The sequence below is a fragment of the Mesorhizobium sp. M0166 genome (assembly GCF_040322255.1).
In the GTDB taxonomy this organism is placed as follows: domain Bacteria; phylum Pseudomonadota; class Alphaproteobacteria; order Rhizobiales; family Rhizobiaceae; genus Mesorhizobium.
Genome location: NZ_JAMYTD010000014.1, coordinates 38,169 through 51,207, shown reverse-complemented (window position 1 = coordinate 51,207; position 13,039 = coordinate 38,169). Strand labels below are relative to the sequence as shown.

Genomic DNA, 13,039 nt, shown 5'->3' with positions numbered 1-13,039 from the left:
CAATTCTTGACTCGAATGGTCATGTTATCTAGCAGTGCAATACCGGAGTAAATGAGTCAACATTTAAGACGCCGGACGCGATGAAAAATGCCAGCGAGCCCCAAGCCAGCCAGCATCGAACATGGATTCTTGGAGTTGCAGCATGGGGTTGGCGAATTGGGGACGGCTGGCGGGCAGCGGCCTAACACACTGTTCTATGACAAGCAAAATGGCCGCGTTGCTGGCCGGCGCGGCGGCGATCCCGCTGCTCGCCACACCGGCCGGCGCCCAGCAGGCCGCCCAACCGGCAACTGACCAGCAGCAGACTGACCGGTCTCAACAGCCCGAAAAGACAAAGCCGGCGGGTACCACGCTGCTCGACAAGATCCTGATCCTCAGCCGTACCGGCGAGACGGCGATCGAGTCGCTTGCTTCAGCCAGCCATGTCGACGAGGAACAGCTCGAGCGCCGCATGGCGACGACGCCCAACGAGATGCTGTTCGGTGTGCCGGGTGTCGCCGTCCAGGCCGACGCAAGGCGTGTCAGCTCCAGCATCAACATCCGCGGCCTGCAGGATTTCGGCCGCGTCTCCGTCATCGTCGACGGCGCCCGCCAGAATTTTCAGCGCTCGGATCACGGTACGCAATCGACCTTCTACATCGATCCGGAACTGATCAAATCCGTCGATGTGATCCGCGGCCCGGTCGCCAACACCTATGGCTCCGGGGCGATCGGCGGCGTCGTCTTTTTCGACACCAAGGACGCGCAGGATTTCCTCAAGCCGGACGAGACCTGGGCGGCATCTGCGACCGGGCGCTACGAAACCAACGGCGAAGGCTGGACCACCAGTGCCAGCGGCGCCTATCGGATCAACGAGAACTGGGACGTGCTCGGCAATATCGTCTACCGCGACTATGACGACTACAAGCATGGCGGCGGCGCCACTGTAGCGGGCACCGGCTTCGACGTCTTGAGCGGCCTCCTCAAGACGACCATCCGCCCCAGCGAAAACAGCGAGCTGAAGCTCGGCTGGATCGGCTCGAACGACGGATGGACCGAGACCAGCGGCAGCGCGCCGGTGAACGACGCCGACCTGAAGGCGAATACCTTCACGGCCCGCTACAACATCACCGACGAAGACAAAAGCTGGCTCGATCTCCACATCAACGTCTCCTACAACAAGACTAAGCTCGATCTGACGACCCTTGTCGCGCAAAACCGGTTTGATCCGGTCACCGGCCTGCCCGTGGTTTTGCCGGCGGGCTCGAAATCGACGTTCGACATCGGCACCTCCGGCATCGACATCTGGAACACGTCGAGATTCGAGACCGTCGGCATTGCGCATGAGCTGACCTATGGCGGCGACTGGGTTGGCGACGATGTCGAGACAGGCGGCACGGCGGGCGGCGACAGTTTCTACACGCCCTCGGGCAACAGGAACGTCTCCGGCGCTTTCGTCCAGGACAAGCTCACCTGGGACTGGCTCGAGGTCATCGCCGGGCTGCGTTACGACAGCTACAAGCTCGACAGCGATGTCGGCGAAACCTCGGGCAACCGGCTGTCGCCACGCATCACAGTGGGCGTTTCGCCCTTCGAAACCGCCAGCCTTTCCGGGCTGCAATTCTACGGCACCTATGCGGAAGGCTACCGTTCTCCGTCGCTGTCGGAGACCCTGATCAGCGGCAATCATCCGGCAGGCGTCAGCTTTCCGTTCCTCCCCAATCCCAATCTCAAGCCCGAAACCGGCAAGACCGTGGAATTCGGCGTCAATTACAGCACCAACGGCGTCATTGAGGCCGAAGACGCGTTGCGGCTGAAGGCGGCCTATTTCAACAACAATGTCGACGACTACATCGACGGCGTGACCCTATCGGCGTTCGACCCGACCAGCGGCTGCCCGTTCGGTCCGGGCATACCGATCTGTTTCCAGTATCAGAATTTCGCCAAGGCCAAGATCCACGGCTTCGAGATGGAGGGCGTCTATGACGCCGCCTGGGGCTTTGCCGGCCTGTCCGCCTCGATCACCGACGGCCACACGATTTCCTATGAAGGCGAACGGGCGGACCTTGTCACCGTCCCCTCCTCCCAGATCACCGGGCAACTCGGCTTGCGCTTTCTCGAGGACCGGCTGACCATCGGCGGCGAAGTGCAATACAACGGCAAGCCGCAGGGCAACCCGGTGGCCAGGGACTACACGCTGGTCAATGCCTTCGCCAGCTACCAGGCGACCGACAATTTCAAGGTCGATTTCCGCGCCGACAATCTGTTCGACGTCAAATACGCCAACCCGCTGAACGCATCGACGACGAGCGTCGTCTACGAGCCCGGCGTCACCCTGAAGCTGGCGGCGACCATGAGGTTTGGAGGCTGACGACAATGACAGGCATGACGGCATCCCTTCGTCTGTTCGCCGCGGTGCTGGCAATATTGCTTGCGGCGGCTCCGGCGTGGACACAACAGCAAGTGCCGGCGCTTTTCCTCGAGCTCAACGGCGCGCAGCCTTCCGACAAGGGCTGCCGCCTGACGTTCGTGGTCACCAACAATCTCGGCGCCGGTCTGTCCAAGGCGGCATTCGAGATCGCATTGTTCAATGAGGCCGGCGTCGTCGATCGGCTGACCGTGCTCGATTTCAAGGAGCTGCCGGCAGGCAAGACCAAGGTGACGCGTTTCGACCTTGCCGGCACCGATTGCGGCAAGGTCAGCCGCGTGTTGATCAATAGCGCCACGGAATGCGCCGGCGCCGAGCCGAATGCCTGCATGCGCGGGCTGAAGGCGCAGACTAGGACCGGCATCGCCTTCGGGGTCTGAATTTTGGGACTGGAACCCGCCTTCGCACGAAACGCTGTGCCGTGGCCGCTAGCCGGTTTCCTGCCGCCGGAGCCGGATGATCCGGATTTCGCCATCCCGCGCGGGGCGCTGCGTGTTTCGCTGCGCGACAGGCCGGAAGACGGTTACATCGTCGATGCCGACGGCGACTTGCCTACGGTGCCGGCGGAGCCATTGCGGCAGGCACGACGGAAGCAGCGGCGCCGCAACTGGACGGTGGCGATCACCTGCTCTTGCGCATTCCACGTAGCGGTGGCGCTGGCCTTTCTCACGCTGCCGGACGATCGGCCAAAGATCGAAGGTGCCGACCAGCACGGCGAAATGCTGCTCGGCGCCGATCCGCAGCAGGCGGCCGGCGATGCCGCAGATGACCCGGAAGTGGCCAACGTAACGATGGTGACCATGCTCGAGGCCAAGCCCGTCGAAACGGTCGAGGCACAGGCGACCGCGGCCGAGGAGACGCTCCAGCCGGTCACTGACGCGGCCGAAGCATCGGGAACAGAAGTGGTCGAGCCGGTCAGCGAGGCCGCCACGGAAACTGCTGCCCTTGCCGATCGCACCGAGCCAGCACCTGCCCAACCCGTCCAGCCTGCCCGCCAGGATCCGTCGCCCGACATTCTCGCGACCGACAGGCTGGTGCCTGCCGACGACAATGCCGTGCCGCCGCCAGTCGGCGCCGCCGAAACGGCCGAGCTTGTCGAGACAAGCATGCCGGTACCAGCCGCTCCGAGGCCAGCCGAAACAGTTCAGACGACCGAGACAGTCGGCGCGGCGGAAGAACCGAAGCCGGACAGGCCGAAGCCCAAGCAGCCGAAGAAGGCAACCGCGCAGAAAAAGCCGGCCGGGAAAGCCGAACCAGATGAGCCTGAAAAGCCGACCCTGCGCAAGAAGTCGGGCAAGGCACTTGCCAAAGCCGATTCCAAGAAGAGAAAGACCGGCTCCGGCGGCCGTGACGAAACGGATGTCGCGCGCGGCATGGCCGACGGCAGGAAGGACGGCAAGCTCCTGACCGCCAGCAGGGGCGGCAAATCAGGCATCGGCAATGCAGCCGTCACGAACTACCCCGGCAAGATCAGGTCAAAGCTGGTGCGGGCCTTCAATTCGACACGCACGCGCGCCACCGGCACAGCAACCGTTGCCTTTACCGTCGGCTCGAATGGCAACGTCCGGTCGGCCAGGCTGACGGGCAGTTCGGGTGTTACCGCGCTGGACAAGGCCGCACTCGACGCGGTCCGCCGGGCATCTCCGTTTCCGCCGATTCCAGACGGAGCCGGTCGCTCGGCCTGGCAGTTCGAGGTGCCGCTCGGTATCAGGTAGCGACCGTCCCCATGCCGGCACCAAAGTCGGCGCCGCCCCTGCCCGCGACACGCGAGCCCTGGCGAAACCCTACGCAGCGGCCAGCAGGCTGGCATTGCCGCCCGCCGCCGTGGTGTCGACGCAGACGGCGCGCTCGTGCGCATAGGCGGCCGGATAATAGACTTCGCTGATCAGCGGCACGATCGGGCCGGCGCGCTCGGCGATGACCTTGCGCACGATGCGCGCGGCCTCGGGCGTGCCGGAAAAGGCAACCACGTCGACGCGCAGCGAGCGCGCTTCGACCGGGTCCGGACGGCCGTCGATCGCCGCCAGCGGCAGGCCCTTGCCGGTCAGCGCCGACAGTGCCGCCGGCGCGCCTGGGGCGACGGCGAGCACCGCATTACCGGCGGCCAGCGCCTGGATCGCCTGGGCAAGCAGCGTATCCGCGTCGGGACCAAGGCACAGCACGCGGCCGCGCGGCGACAGCGACAGCGTGTTGGCCTCGCCGGTCGGCCCGGGCAGGTCGACCTGGCCGAAATCGATCGCGGCTGCAGTGCCGATGGCCGCGGCACCCTTGCCGCGCAGATATTTCCTCAGGATGGCGACACGATCTGGACGCGTCGACCAGCCGCCCAACGCCGGGTCCGGCAGATTGTCGGCGAGCTCGGTCGCCGTCACCTTGCGGCCTTCGGCAAGATGGGTGCCGGCCTCCGGTCCCTTGCGGAAGCGCCGGAGATAATGTGGCCCGCCGGCCTTCGGCCCGGTGCCGGAAAGGCCCTCGCCGCCGAACGGCTGCGCGCCGACGACGGCGCCGATCTGGTTGCGGTTGACGTAGATGTTGCCGGCATGGATGCCATCGACGAAATGCTGGGCGCGGCCTTCGATGCGGGTGTGCAGGCCGAAGGTCAGGCCATAGCCCTTGCGGTTGATCGCGGCGATCACCGCATCGATCTCGTCGGCATCGAAGGTGGCGACATGCAGCACCGGGCCGAACACCTCGCGCTCCAACTCCTCGATGCCCTTGACCCGAAAGACGTGGGGCGCGACGAAGCGCCCGTCCTTCGGCGCTTCGAGCTTGGCGATCAGCCGGCCCTGCAGGCCCATTTTCGTGCAATAGTCGCGGATCGACGCCTGCGCCTCGTCGTCGATGACCGGGCCCACATCGGTCGAGATCCGCCAGGGGTCGCCGAGGCTGAGCGCTTCCATCGCGCCCTTCAGCATCTCCAGCATCTTCTTCTCGACGTCCTTCTGCACGTAGAGCATGCGCAATGCCGAGCAGCGCTGGCCGGCACTCTGGAAGGCGGAGGCGAGGATGTCGCGCACCGCCTGTTCCGGCAGCGCAGTGGAATCGACGATCATGGCGTTCAGGCCGCCGGTCTCGGCGATCAGCATGGCGTCGGGCGCGGCGGTGTCGGCGAGCTGCTTTTCGATCAGCTTGGCGACCTCGGTCGAGCCGGTGAAGCAGACCCCGGCAATGCGCGGATCGGCGGTCAGCGGGCTGCCGACCGAGGGACCGTCGCCGGGCAGAAGCTGGATGACGTCTTCCGGCACGCCGGCCTCGCGCAGCAGCTGGACGGAGCGGAAGGCGATCAGCGGCGTCTGCTCGGCCGGTTTGGCGATGACGGAATTACCGGTGACGAGTGCCGCCGCAATCTGCCCGGTGAAGATGGCCAGCGGAAAATTCCACGGCGAGATGCAGGCGATGGCGCCGCGCGCCTCGGTGCCCGCCTCGGCATTGGCGGCCTCAGCCGCATAGTAGCGCAGGAAGTCGACCGCCTCGCGCACCTCGGCAACGCCGTCGGCCAGTGACTTGCCGGCCTCGCGGGCGGCCAGCGCAAAGAACTCGACGGCGTTCGCCTCGTAGAGATCGGCTGCCCGGTTGAGGATGGCGGCGCGCTCGGCGACCGGGCGTCTTGCCCATGCCGGTTGTGCCTCGACGGCGATGCGCACGGCGGTTTCGACCTGCTTGGCGCCGGCCTCGCTGACCGTGCCGACCACTTCCGAAGGTTTTGCCGGATTAACGACCGGACGCTGCTTGCCGTAGCCGGCGGCGCGGCTGACCGGCTTGGCGTGCCAGCGCTCCGGCCCGGCGAACTCGGCCCTCGCCTTGTCGATCGCAGCCAGCGTCAGCGTGTCGGTGATGTCGAAACCCTTGGAATTGCGCCGGCCGGGGCCAAAGATCGCCGACGGCGGCACGATCGCCGGATTGGCGGCGGGGCCTTGTTTCTCCACCGTCTCGAGCGGGTCGCGGGCGATGTCCTCAGGCTCGACCTCCTCGTCGGTGAGCTGGTGGACAAAGGAGGAGTTGGCGCCGTTTTCGAGCAGCCGGCGGACCAGGTAGGCGAGCAGGTCGGAATGCGCGCCGACCGGCGCATAGATGCGGCAGCGCGTGCCTTCGGCCTTGCGCACCGTCTCATGCAGCGCCTCTCCCATGCCGTGCAGCCGCTGGAACTCGAATGTATCGCGGTCCGTCGTCATCGACAGGATGGCGGCGACGGTGTGGGCGTTATGTGTGGCGAATTGCGGATAGATGCGATCGGTCATCGCCAACAGCTTCTTAGCGCAGGCCAGGTAGGAGACGTCGGTGTTGGCCTTGCGGGTAAAGACCGGATAGCCGTCGAGCCCGAGCGTCTGCGCCCGCTTGATCTCGGTGTCCCAATAGGCACCCTTGACCAGCCGCACCATGATGCTGCGGTCGTATTTCCTCGCCAGTTCGTAGAGCCAGTCGATGACGAAAGCGGCGCGCGGGCCATAGGCCTGCACGACGACGCCAAAGCCGTTCCAGCCGGCCAGCTCCGGCTCGGCCAGCACCCGTTCGATGACGTCGAGCGACAAATCGAGGCGGTCGGCCTCCTCGGCATCGATATTGAGCCCCATGCGCGAATGGCGCGCCGCCAGCGCCAGCGACAGCAGCCGCTCGGCCATGACGGGCAGCATCTTTTCCTTCTGCGTCACTTCATAGCGCGGATGCAGCGCCGACAGTTTTACCGAAATGCCGTGGTTCTGGCGGATGTCGGGGCCGTTGGCGCCGGCGTCGAGCGAGGAGATGGCGTCGGCATATGCCTTGAGGTAGCGCAGTGCGTCGGCCTCGGTGCGGGCCGCCTCGCCCAGCATGTCGAAAGAATAGAGATAGCCCTTCTGCGTCATCGGACGGCCGCGCCTGACCGCCTCGGCAATGGTGCGGCCGAGCACGAACTGCTCACCCATCTCGCGCATCGCCGCCGCCACCGCCTTGCGGATGACCGGCTCGCCCAGCCGGCGCACCATGGCGCGCAGCGTGCCTTCGATGCCGCCCTCGCCTTCGTCAAGCACGCGGCCGGTCAGCATCAGCGCCCACGTCGACGCATTGATGAAGATCGAGCTCGAGCCGCCCGAATGCGCCGACCAGTCGTGCGGCGCAATCTTGTCGGCGATGAGGTCGTCCATCGTCTCGGTGTCGGGCACGCGCAGCAGCGCCTCGGCCAGGCACATCAGCGCCACGCCCTCTTTGGTCGAGAGGCCATAGGCTGACAGGAAGACCTCCATCAACCGCGGATCGGACGAGCCGCGCACCGCGCGCACCAGATCGGCGGCACGGGCCGAAATCGCCTTGCGGTCTTGCACGAACAGCCCGGCCGCCTCGGCCAGCCGCCTCACCGCCTGGTCTTCGTCGGGCAAATAATTGGCACGGATCTGCTGGCGGATGGTGTCGAGCGCTGGCATGGCGGTCCTGTAGAGCGAGCATAAGGGTGCGGGCCGGCGGTCACCGGACCGAATGGCGCAAGCTAACATAAGTGCGGATTGCAGTCGGTCCAAAGAAGTCGACAGAACAGATCGATCGATCTATCATTAGGACTGATCACCTCCAATTCGACCAGGAATCCAGTGACAGAAGACCAATTGGACCGGATCGACAGGAACATCCTGTCGGCTCTGGGCAGCAATGGCCGGCTTTCCATGTCGGAACTGGCGGCGAAAGTCGGCCTGTCGAAGACGCCGGTGCAGGCACGGGTCAAACGGCTGGAGAAGGACGGCTTTATCAGGGGCTACCAGGCGATCGTCGACCGCGAGCGCATGGGCGAAGGCCATGTCGCCTTCGTCCAGGTGAAACTGTCCGACACCCGCTCGGCCGCGCTCGACGCCTTCAACCGCGCCGTGCAGGCGGTGCCGGAGATCGAGCAGTGCCACATGATGGCATCGAGCTTCGACTATCTGCTGAAGGTACGCACCACCGACATCGCCGCCTACCGCCGCGTGCTCGGCGAGCGCATCTCTGCCCTGCCGCACGTCGCCCAGACCTCGACGTTTGTCGCGATGGAGACGGTGAAGGATCGATAGGCGCTCACCGAGCTCGTCAGCTCATCCGGCTCGTTCAAGACGCTCCTGAAATTGCTCCTCGATCGCCTTCAGGAAATGGTCGGACGTCGATGTCCATCCAAAGAGTATCTGCACGAGCGTAATCGAGGCGTCATGGTTGCTCCGTGGGGCGTCCAATGCGATCGGTTCGCTCGTGCAATCCGTCAGCAGGATGCAGTGATAGTCCCTGAAGAAGGCATCCCGAATTGTCGACTCCACACACACGCTCGTCGTGCACCCAGTCACGATGAGCTGTTTGATGCCTGCGGCCTTCAGAACAGCATCGAGTTCGGTCTCGTAGAAGCCGCTGAACCGGGTTTTGTAGAGGACAACATCCCCCGCCTCCGGCTTGAGGTCGTTGACGATATCTGTTCCCCAGTTGTCGCGGATCAGAATCCGGCTCTCACTGCCATCCGGCGCTGTCATTTTCTCACCGACCCCAAAGATCTGGAGATGTCGGAGACGATTGGGGGCATCCGATGTCCCGAGATCTGAAAGATCGGAATGATACCCCATCTTCAGATAGATGACGGGCAGTCTCAACTTGCGAGCGGCCGCTGTTACAGTTGCAGTAGGGCCGACAGCCTTTTGAATCCCGGAGATATTGATGCCGGCTCTGTCGAACATCCCGCCTTTCGAGCCGAAGTCATTCTGCATGTCCACAACGAGAACTGCAGTCTTGGCGGGGTCAATTGAAACAGGTTGAGGTTTTGCGTCGATGACAAGTGGCTGCATTTTTATCCTCCCACAGCCTGAGGTATCGCACTTTGCGCCTTTGTTATCATGAGCAGCGACCCTGCATCGTGTCAACGTTACTTGGCGGCCCAAGACGATGGTCCGCTCTTGTCGCAGACTAACCCGGCCTCACTCCGCCAGCGTCTTCAAAAACGCCACCAGCGCCGCGCGCTCGCGGTCAGAGAGCTGCAGCGGGTGGATCTCGGATGTGCCTTCGACACTTGCCAGCGCCTTGGAATAATGCGCCACCACTTCGTCGAGCGAGGAAAACTGCCCGGCATGCATGTAGGGCGGCCGGGTGGCGGCGCCGCGCAGCGACGGCGTCTTGTAGGCGCGGACGAGTTCCGGCCCGGTCTTGACCATGAAGCGCAGTTCGCGGCAGGCGCTGGCATCGCCGTCGCGAAAGGCGCCGAAACAGTTGAACGGATCGGCCTCGACTTGGCGCACCGCATCGACGCGGCCGCGATCCGGCGGCAGGCCTGCGACCGGCGGCACGCCGGTGTTGTGGAAGCTGCCGTCGGTAAAACGCGGGCCGTTGTGGCAGGTCACGCAATTGGCCTTGCCGATGAACAGCTTCAGGCCGAGGATTTCCTCCGGCGAAAAGGCGGCGTCGCCTTTCGGCTCGGCGCCCGCAGCCAGGTCGATGGCAAAGCGGTCGAAGCGTGTCTGCGGCGGCGCGATCGAGCGCTCGAAGGCGGCGATCGCCTTGCCGATGTTGGCAAAGACGCGGTTGACCTCCTCGGCTTGGCTGGCGGGCATGGCGTTCCAGGCCGCCTTCTCGGCATCGGTGCCGAGCGGGCTGGCATTGGACGGCACGCCCGAAAGGTTGGGCAGCGGCCCGAAGATGCGCTCGTAGCGCTCGCCGAACCGGGCCTTGATGTAATGCGCGAAGGCGGCGCGGTTGCCGGCCTGCTCCAGTGGATTTTCGAGCGGTGTCAGCGCTTGCGCCCACAGGCTGTCGCGCCGCCCGTCCCAGAAGAACCAGGGATCATGCGCGACGCCGGCCAACGGCATGGTACGCCGGTTGGTGCGGCCGACGCCGACCGCTTGCGGCAGGTCGTCCTGGAACTGGCGGTCGATCTTGTGGCAGGTCGAGCATGATACCGTGCCGCCGCCGCTCATCCCGGTGTCGAAAAACAGCGTCGAGCCGAGTGCCGCGGCGGCCGGCACATCGGCGAAGCGATTGGTGGTGTCGGGCTTCAGCGGCGGCAGCTTGGACAGCGCCAGCGAGGCGATGGTCTGCTTTTCGGCATCGGAAAACTCCGGTCTGCTGCAGCCGGCGAGCACGGCTACCATCACCAACGCGAGAAGGCTGGAAAACCGGCTCATCAGTGCCTCACAGCACCACGTTGAAGACGACAGTGTCCGAACCGGCCGCAGCGGAAATGGCAAAATGCAACTGCCACCACCCGCTCATCGTGAATTTGACGCCGTCGATGCGATAGTGCCCCGCGCCGAGGTAATCGGTCGCCTGCGGGCTGGTTGGCAGGCCGTGCTTGTGCCGCGGCATGCCGCCGGAAATCGTTATCGCAGCACCTTCCACAGGCGCACCCTCGACGGTTTTGAGCGTGAGCAGCCAGGATTCCAGTTCGCCCTGCCGGATGACGCCTTTCTCGGGCTCGAAAGTCGCCACGAACAGCTTGTTCGCCGTCGTCTTGGAATGGACGACGTCCGAGCTTGGTTGCGGCGCATGCGGCGCCGTCAGATAGACGATTACCAGCACGCCGGCGAGCAAGGCAGCCAGGCCGAGGCCTCCAAGAAGATAACGCCATAACGATGCCAAACCCATTCCTGTTCTGCGGATAACGTTTCGCTGGGCAGATCGCGTCCCACGCCCCTGTGGGAAATCGCGCCCAGTGCAAGAATCCGCCGTCGCCGAGCATGGCGCTGCCGGCCGCAAAAAGCTACAGCACCGCAATTGCAGGATGGAGGAGTGCTTCATGGCAGGAAACGGCATCGCCTCGATCGGCGAGTGCATGCTCGAGCTTTCGGGTCAGGCCGGGCCAAACTGGCGCATGGGCTTTGCCGGCGACACGTTCAACACTTTATGGGCGCTGCATGCCTTGAGCGGCGAGCGGCCGGCGACCTATGTGTCGGCCTTCGGCGACGACCCGTTCTCACGCGACCAGATCAAGTTCCTGGCCGAGAACGGCATCGGTATCGGCGCCAGCTCGGTGATAGCGGGCGCCCGCCCCGGCCTTTATGCGATCACGCTGACCGGCGCCGAACGTTCTTTCACCTATTGGCGGGCCGATGCGGCCGCGAGGCAGCTGGCTTCCGACCCAGCCGCTCTGCAGAAAAGCCTTGAAAACCAGGCGCTTGTCTATTTTTCCGGCATCACCTTGGCAATCCTATACGAGGATGCACGCAAGGTGCTGCTGACGGCCGTGGCCGAGGCGCGTGGGGCCGGCTCGCTGATTGCCTTCGATCCCAATTACCGGCCGCGGCTATGGCGCCGGCGCGAGGAAGCGCAGGCCGCGATCCTCGAGGCGCTCGCCGTCGCCGACATCACGCTACCGACCTTTCCCGACGAGCAGATGCTGTTTGGTGATACGACACCGCAGGAAACCGCCGAACGGCTGCGAAAGCTGGTCGGCGAAGTCGTCGTCAAGAACGGCGAGGAACCGGCGCTGATCGCGCAAAACGGAACCTCGCAATCGGTGCCGGCGGTGCACGTCGCCACCCCGGTCGACACCACCGGCGCCGGCGACTCCTTCAACGGCGCCTATCTCGCCGCTCGCCTTGCCGGCCATGCGCCGACTGAGGCGGTGCAGCGCGCCCATCGCGTCGCCGCCGCCGTCGTGCAGGTGCGCGGCGCGCTGGCGCCGTTCGAGACGCTCAAGGCTGCGTTCGAGGCAACTGCTATCTGACCTTGATGACGACCTTGCCCTTGGCGCGTCCTGTTTCGACATAGGCCAGAGCGTCATTGGTCGCTTCGAATGAAAAGACCCGATCCACAACCGGGCGGATCGCGCCGGATTCGATCAGGGCGGTGATTTTGCTCAGCTGATCGCCCTCCGCCCACATGAAAAGGAACGAAAACTGCACACCACGGCGCTTGGCTTTGGCCCGAATTCCACGGCTCAGGAAGCGCAGCACCAGCTTCAGCATCAAATTCAGTCCCTTTTCCCTGGCAAATTCGGGATCCGGTGGACCGGAGATGGAGATGAGCTTGCCACCCGGTTTCAGCACGCTCAGGGATTTTTCCAGTGTTTTGGCGTCCTGGCTGTTCAAGACGACATCGTAGCCCGACAGAACTTTCTCGAAGTCGTCTTTCCTGTAGTCGACGACGACATCGGCGCCGAGACCTTTGACCAGATCGGCACTCGCCGCGCTCGCGGTTGTCGCAACGGTCGCGCCGAGGTGCTTGGCCAGTTGGATGGCGAATGTTCCCACGCCGCCGGAGCCTGCCTGAATGAAGACCTTCTGTCCCTTCTTCAGGTTTGCCCTTTCTACGAGCGTCTGCCAGGCGGTCAAACCGACCAGGGGAATCGAGGCCGCCTCTCCCATGCTGAGATTCTCGGGCTTCAAGGCTGCGTCGGCCTCATTCACGGCAATGAATTCGGCGAATGTCCCAATCCGGCCATCGCGCGGCCGCGCATAGACCTCGTCGCCGGCTTTGAACTTGCTGACTTTCGATCCCACGCGGATAACCTTCCCAGCCACGTCGTGGCCCAGGATGAAGGGCCGGCGATAGGGCAGGATGAGCTTGAATTCTCCGGTTCTGATCTTGGAATCGAGCAGGTTCACCCCAGCGGCATGGACCTCTACCAGGACATCGCTGTCCTGGAGCTCCGGCTCCGGCATTTCGGCCAGCCGCAGGGTGCCCTTTTTATTATACTTATCGACAACGAATGCCTTCATGGCA

General features: G+C 64.4%; 10 protein-coding genes. 5 read left to right on the top strand and 5 right to left on the bottom strand.

Annotated elements, in window-relative coordinates; genetic code table 11:
• Positions 1-142 precede the first annotated feature (142 nt).
• The 3 genes from NKJ46_RS16925 to tolA are packed head-to-tail and all read left to right on the top strand — an operon-like array spanning position 143 to position 4,122.
• Positions 143-2,350: a TonB-dependent hemoglobin/transferrin/lactoferrin family receptor gene (locus NKJ46_RS16925; protein WP_502903411.1), complete on the top strand. Its 2,208-nt coding sequence runs from the start codon at positions 143-145 to the stop codon at positions 2,348-2,350.
• 5 nt (positions 2,351-2,355) lie between these two features.
• Positions 2,356-2,787 (top strand): hypothetical protein, encoded by a 432-nt coding sequence (locus tag NKJ46_RS16920; protein ID WP_352666001.1) that lies wholly within the window; start codon positions 2,356-2,358, stop codon positions 2,785-2,787.
• Between the two features lie 3 nt (positions 2,788-2,790).
• Positions 2,791-4,122 (top strand): cell envelope integrity protein TolA, encoded by a 1,332-nt coding sequence (gene tolA, locus NKJ46_RS16915; protein ID WP_352666000.1) that lies wholly within the window; start codon positions 2,791-2,793, stop codon positions 4,120-4,122.
• 69 nt (positions 4,123-4,191) lie between these two features.
• On the opposite strand, the gene putA is transcribed toward tolA, so the two are convergent.
• Positions 4,192-7,803: a bifunctional proline dehydrogenase/L-glutamate gamma-semialdehyde dehydrogenase PutA gene (gene putA, locus NKJ46_RS16910; RefSeq protein WP_352665999.1), complete on the bottom strand. Its 3,612-nt coding sequence runs from the start codon at positions 7,801-7,803 to the stop codon at positions 4,192-4,194.
• A 162-nt stretch (positions 7,804-7,965) separates the two neighbouring features.
• Between putA and NKJ46_RS16905 the strand changes: the two genes are divergently transcribed.
• A complete protein-coding gene (locus NKJ46_RS16905) occupies positions 7,966-8,418 on the top strand; it encodes an Lrp/AsnC family transcriptional regulator (protein ID WP_352665998.1) in 453 nt (150 codons plus the stop codon).
• Positions 8,419-8,439: 21 nt separating this feature from the next.
• On the opposite strand, the gene NKJ46_RS16900 is transcribed toward NKJ46_RS16905, so the two are convergent.
• From NKJ46_RS16900 to NKJ46_RS16890, 3 genes are all read right to left on the bottom strand, one after another.
• A complete protein-coding gene (locus tag NKJ46_RS16900) occupies positions 8,440-9,171 on the bottom strand; it encodes a cysteine hydrolase family protein (protein ID WP_352665997.1) in 732 nt (243 codons plus the stop codon).
• Between the two features lie 129 nt (positions 9,172-9,300).
• On the bottom strand, positions 9,301-10,500 hold the full coding sequence (locus NKJ46_RS16895; protein WP_352665996.1) for a cytochrome-c peroxidase: 1,200 nt from the start codon (positions 10,498-10,500) through the stop codon (positions 9,301-9,303).
• A gap of 7 nt (positions 10,501-10,507) precedes the next feature.
• A complete protein-coding gene (locus tag NKJ46_RS16890) occupies positions 10,508-10,954 on the bottom strand; it encodes a FixH family protein (RefSeq protein ID WP_352666080.1) in 447 nt (148 codons plus the stop codon).
• A 157-nt stretch (positions 10,955-11,111) separates the two neighbouring features.
• Between NKJ46_RS16890 and NKJ46_RS16885 the strand changes: the two genes are divergently transcribed.
• A complete protein-coding gene (locus tag NKJ46_RS16885) occupies positions 11,112-12,041 on the top strand; it encodes a sugar kinase (protein ID WP_352665995.1) in 930 nt (309 codons plus the stop codon).
• On the opposite strand, the gene NKJ46_RS16880 is transcribed toward NKJ46_RS16885, so the two are convergent.
• Complete coding sequence (locus NKJ46_RS16880; RefSeq protein ID WP_352665994.1) at positions 12,034-13,035, bottom strand: NADP-dependent oxidoreductase; 1,002 nt, start codon at positions 13,033-13,035, stop codon at positions 12,034-12,036. The two genes, NKJ46_RS16885 and NKJ46_RS16880, sit on opposite strands and share 8 nt — an antisense overlap.
• Positions 13,036-13,039: the final 4 nt, after the last annotated feature.

Bases quoted from the DNA above. Each gene is read 5' to 3' on its own strand.
- NKJ46_RS16925 (WP_502903411.1), top strand. From the start codon at position 143: ATGGGGTTGGCGAATTGGGGACGGCTGGCGGGCAGCGGCCTAACACAC.
- NKJ46_RS16920 (WP_352666001.1), top strand. From the start codon at position 2,356: ATGACAGGCATGACGGCATCCCTTCGTCTGTTCGCCGCGGTGCTGGCA.
- putA (WP_352665999.1), bottom strand. From the start codon at position 7,803: ATGCCAGCGCTCGACACCATCCGCCAGCAGATCCGTGCCAATTATTTG.
- NKJ46_RS16900 (WP_352665997.1), bottom strand. From the start codon at position 9,171: ATGCAGCCACTTGTCATCGACGCAAAACCTCAACCTGTTTCAATTGAC.
- NKJ46_RS16895 (WP_352665996.1), bottom strand. From the start codon at position 10,500: ATGAGCCGGTTTTCCAGCCTTCTCGCGTTGGTGATGGTAGCCGTGCTC.
- NKJ46_RS16885 (WP_352665995.1), top strand. From the start codon at position 11,112: ATGGCAGGAAACGGCATCGCCTCGATCGGCGAGTGCATGCTCGAGCTT.
- NKJ46_RS16880 (WP_352665994.1), bottom strand. From the start codon at position 13,035: ATGAAGGCATTCGTTGTCGATAAGTATAATAAAAAGGGCACCCTGCGG.